Genomic DNA, 4,687 nt, shown 5'->3' with positions numbered 1-4,687 from the left:
AATGTCTGGGTAGTCGATTCTGGAACGGGTGGTGACGAGACTTTCGAGATGACCGACCCGCAAACTGGGGAAACCGCCACTTTGACCGCTGGTGCTACCTCGAGGATCCTCCGTATTAGCCCCGACGGTGAACAGACAGAAATCACGCGCCTGCCCTCATTGACTTGGCCTTTGGGTATTGAAGGGGGAGCACGCCTCGCCTTTATCGACGGCACCCTCTATGCCACCAGCGGCTTCTGGATCGAATATGTTGGTCCAGAACCCATGCCCCTCATGGCAACTGTGGTCAGACTCGAGAACGATGAGGTCATTCAGGTCGCTGACACTTGGGCTTTCGAAGATGAACACAATCCCGATGGCTTCATCAAGGAGTCGCACCCTTACGGGATTGCCGCCGGACCCGATGGTCACCTCTGGGTGGCAGATGCTGGAGCCAACACGCTCCTGAGAATCGATCCCGAGAGTGGTGAGATCGACCTTGTCACTGTCTTCGAAGGAATCGAGAGCCCACTGCCGAACCCAGCCCGAGGTGGCGCCATGGAATCCGATCCTGTGCCCACGGGTATCACCGTTGGACCTGATGGTACGGTCTACGTCGCCCTCCTTCCTGGCTTCCCGTTCCTGCCTGGTTCGGGCAAGATCGTGACGGTAACGGCTGAGGGTGAGGTGGGCGATTATGCTACGGGCCTTACCTTGATCACCGACATCAGGGCTGGGCCTGATGGCAATCTCTACGCGGTGCAAATCGGGCAGTTCACGGAGGAAGGTCCCATGCCCAATAGCGGTGCGGTGCTACGCATCCAAGATGGCGAAGCGACCGAGGTTCTTAGCGAGCTGCCGTTCCCGACTGCAATTGCCTTTAATCAGGAGGGGGACGCCTACGTCACTATCCACGGGGCCTTCGGTCCTGGTGGCGCGGTCGTTCGATACGACGGCTTCGTCGACGGGACGAGCGCACCATAATCAACTAACTTGTGCCTTTGGGTGTGTCTGCTTTGGCCCACGGCCGCGCTCGAGGGATCTCGAGCGCGGCCGTGGGTACGTCGCTACGACGTTTTCGCGGCCGCCGGGCATTGGCTCCTGCCGCCATGAGGAGAGCGAGATGACCGAAACGCTAAGCCAAGCGCTCGAGGACGCGTGGCCCACCGTCGTCCACAGCTATCAGAACCACCTCCTGGACAGCACGCGCTGGCACCACTACCGGCCGCGCGAAGGCGACATCGTGATCGCCACCTCGTACAAGTCGGGAACGACTTGGATGCAGGCGATTGTCGCCCACCTGGTATTGGGCGCCCTGCCCAGCCAGGGTATCGGCGCGCTTTCACCCTGGCTTGAGCGGCGAGGCAACCCCATCGATGAGGTGATAGAGCGCCTCGAGGCGCAGCAGCACCGTCGCTTCATCAAGACCCATCTGGCGCTCGACAGCCTGCCCTTTTGCCCCCAGGTCAAGTACGTGGTGGTCGGCCGCGACGCGCGCGACGTCTTTATGTCGCTGTGGAACCACCACAGCAACTATCAAGAAGGGTTTCTCGAGTGGTGCAATGCCCTGCCCGGACGGATAGGGCCGCCGCTGCCGCCGGCGCAAGACCTCCACAGCTTCTGGCGGGACTGGATGACCAAGGGCTGGTTCGACTGGGAGAGCGAGGGCTATCCCTACTGGGGCAATCTGCACCACAGCAGGACCTGGTGGGCGCACCGCAGCCGGGACAACATCCTCTTCGTGCACTTCAACGACTTGCTGGCCGACCTGAAGGGTGAAATCCGCCGCGTCGCGGGCTTTTTGAAGGTTGTCTGTTCGGAAGAACGGCTAGAGGCAATCACCCAGGAGGTGGGCTTCGTGGCGATGAAGGCGAATGCCCAAAGGCTCCTACCCGGCGCCGACGAGGCCTGGAAGGGGGGTGCGCAGACCTTTCTCTTCAAGGGCAGCAACGGTCGCTGGCGGGTCGTGCTCTCGCCCGACGAGCTCGAGCTCTACGAGAAGAAGGCCGCTGAGCTCCTGACGCCGGACTGCCGCGCCTGGCTCGAGGGGCAGTAGAGCGAGGGGCGTTCCTGCCGGGGAAGCGGCGAGCTATACCTACTTTGCGCATCCCGAGCTGGGCCAGGCGGTGGCGCTCGTCTATGACGGCGTGAACCTGCTCGAGAACGTCGGCTTGGGCCTGTACGGCGCCGTGGTGGTCGGCGCGGCCGGCACGTCGTACACCGATCCGGTCACGGGTGAAGACCTGGAGGCGACCTCGAGCTGGCGTGCCGATGCCCACCCGCCTAGGGGGCCGAGCTACCGCGACTTTACCCTCTTCATCCAGGATGAAGACGAGATCATCGGCACGGCGGCGATGCCCTACCTCGAGAACGTGGAGGGCGTCGTAGGGCTCAACTATGGGTTGGAACCGCTCGCTGAGCGGCTGGCGCAACATGGGAGTGCGGCAGCCGTCTTTCGCAGCGAGGTCCACGGCGATCCGGCCACGCCGCTGCTAGAGGCCTATCCAGGAGATCTTATCAAAATTCACGTGCTTGCTCCCTTCAGCGAGCAGGCGCACGTCTTTAGCTTGGAGGGCCACCGCTGGCCCCTCGAGCCGGGCCGGGTGGGCAGCGCCCTCCTGAGCTCGGTGCAGCTTGGGGCGATGGAGGCGCTTACCTTGGAGGTTCAAGCCGGTGAGCCCGGCGACTACCTCTACGGCGACCACCGCGAGCCCTACCGTGAGGCGGGGCTGTGGGGGCTGTTGCGTCTTTATGACGTTTCCGCGGACGCCGGGCTTCGGCCCCTGCCAGAGAGAGGACACCTAGAGCGGTGAAAAGCTCCCACCCGAGGACGCGCGGCCTGGCGCCGTCCGCAGCTACCAGACCCACATCCTGGACAGCACGCGCTGGCAGCACTATATTCCTCGAGGCGGCGACGTCGTCGTCGCCACGCCCTACAAGTCGGGAACGACCTGGGCGCTCAACATCGTGCGACGGCTCATCTTTTTGGGCCGGGAAGTGCCGCCTTATAAGGAGCTATGGATCGATTCGCGCTTCCAGTGGCCCTTGGGCGCGTTTTTTGAGGAGCTCGAGGCGCAGACGCACCGCCGCTATATCAAGACGCACCTGCGGTAGCGTGTCGTTTTCGACCACATCGATCTTTCAAGAAACTGAGGAAAACCCCCACCTCGCGCTCCGCATCTGCTAATGTCGCAGTGTGGAAAACCTAACGCCCCTGGCAAACCGCCTCAAGCCGGTGGTCACGAGGCGCGCGGGGCTGGCCTTGGGGCTTTGGGGGGAAGCCGGCATCGGCAAGAGCTACGCGGCGCAAAGGCTCCTCGCGGCGGCGACTTGCCAGAGCTTCAGCGTCCATGCGGCGCTGCCCTTAGCGGAACTGCTCAAGGCGCTGCCGCGGCCGCCCCGCCTGCCGCTCTGGGCAGAGCACCCGCTGGAGGCGCTGGGGCGCGGTGAGCACGTCGAGGCCTCGAGCAGCGCCGACGCCCTCTCGGCGCTCTTGGCCGCGCTGGCCCCTGTAGTTTTGCACCTAGAGGACCTGCACGAGGCCGCTCCCGAGCGGCAGGAGCTGTGGCAGGCGCTGGCCGGGCGGGTCAAGCGCAGCCGCGGCGTTGCTCTACTCGTCACCAGCCGCCGCCCGCCGCCCGAGCCTTTCGAGGCCGAGCGGCTTGCGCCCCTTTCCGAAGGGGCGTCGCGGGCGCTGCTCGAGGCCGAGGTCGCGGCCGGCCTTCCTGCGGAGGCGAGTGCGTGGATCTATGGGCGCGCGCGGGGCAACCCGCTCTTTACCCTCGAGTACCTCCGCCATCTGGCGAGGCAGGGTTACCTGTGGAGCGACACGAAGCGCTGGCGCTGGCGCGAACCGCCCAAGGAGTTCATGCCGGTGACGGTGGAGGCGCTCATCGAGCGCGCCATCGAGCAGGCGAACCTGTCTGAGGCTTCCAGGGAGGCGCTTGGGGCTGCGGCCATGCTCCCCTTGGACGCTCCGGTGGGGCTCTGGGCGGCAGTGACGGGCTTGTCGGAAGACCTCCTCGCGGCGGCCACTCTGGAGCTCGAGCGCCAGGGTCTTTTCAAGGATAGAACGTTTGCCCACCCGCTATTTCGTGAGATCGTCCTGCACAGCCTCGGCCCAGCGCGGCGGCGTGAGCTGTCAAGGCGGGCGCTGGCGGCGCTCAAGGATGATCCCCGGACGGCAGCGGGTTTTGTGGATGAGGCAGGTCTTCAACCGGAAGAAGCGCGGGCGCTGCTCAAGACGGCTGCCGCACAAAGCCTCGCCTTGGGTGACGAAGGCCAGGCTGGGCGGCTCCTCGGCCGGGCGCTCGATTACGCACAGGGGCCGGAGCAGAGCGAACTGGCCATCGAGGCAGCCAAGCTCCTGCGAACCAGAGACGACCAGGAAGCCCTGCGACTGGCGCGGCGAGCAGTCGAGGCCGGCGGCGCGGACGAAGCGGTCTACCTGCTCGCGGAAATGCTGGCGAGCCAGCACCGCCTCGAGGAGACCGAGACGGTCTTACAAAAGCTTAGCGCGGCAGGCAGGCAGAGTGGCGACTGGCCCCTACGGCTCGCCCGCGTGTACGCCAACGCCGCCGATTTCAAAAAACTGCTCGAGCTTGTCGAGGCGCATCCGGAGCTGCCGAGTGCGGATCCTTTCGTCGGCTACACGACCGGCTATGGTTACCTCTACACCCATAAGGTGCAAGAAGCCGAGCAGTTGGCC

Annotated in this window: 5 protein-coding genes; all 5 read left to right on the top strand. The window is 64.8% G+C overall.

Translation table 11 applies throughout. The features are described 5' to 3' along the window. On the top strand, window positions 1–963 hold a 963-nt coding region (locus M3498_02450; protein MDQ3458156.1), incomplete at its 5' end, for a ScyD/ScyE family protein. A 139-nt stretch (window positions 964–1,102) separates the two neighbouring features. After that, a complete protein-coding gene (locus M3498_02445; protein MDQ3458155.1) occupies window positions 1,103–2,035 on the top strand; it encodes a sulfotransferase domain-containing protein in 933 nt (310 codons plus the stop codon). Window positions 2,036–2,105: 70 nt separating this feature from the next. Then, entirely contained in the window at window positions 2,106–2,792 is a 687-nt protein-coding gene (locus M3498_02440) for a hypothetical protein (protein ID MDQ3458154.1), read from the top strand. A 154-nt stretch (window positions 2,793–2,946) separates the two neighbouring features. Continuing rightward, window positions 2,947–3,093 (top strand): hypothetical protein, encoded by a 147-nt coding sequence (locus M3498_02435; GenBank protein MDQ3458153.1) that lies wholly within the window; start codon window positions 2,947–2,949, stop codon window positions 3,091–3,093. An 82-nt stretch (window positions 3,094–3,175) separates the two neighbouring features. Further along, window positions 3,176–4,687 (top strand): AAA family ATPase (locus M3498_02430; protein MDQ3458152.1); only part of this gene is annotated, 1,512 nt, incomplete at its 3' end.

The sequence above is a fragment of the Deinococcota bacterium genome, from assembly GCA_030858465.1.
GTDB lineage: Bacteria > Deinococcota > Deinococci > Deinococcales > Trueperaceae > JALZLY01.
This window is presented reverse-complemented; position numbering and strand designations above follow the sequence as displayed.

Excerpts from the sequence above, each read along its gene's own strand:
- M3498_02445 (MDQ3458155.1), top strand. The coding sequence starts at position 1,103 with ATGACCGAAACGCTAAGCCAAGCGCTCGAGGACGCGTGGCCCACCGTC.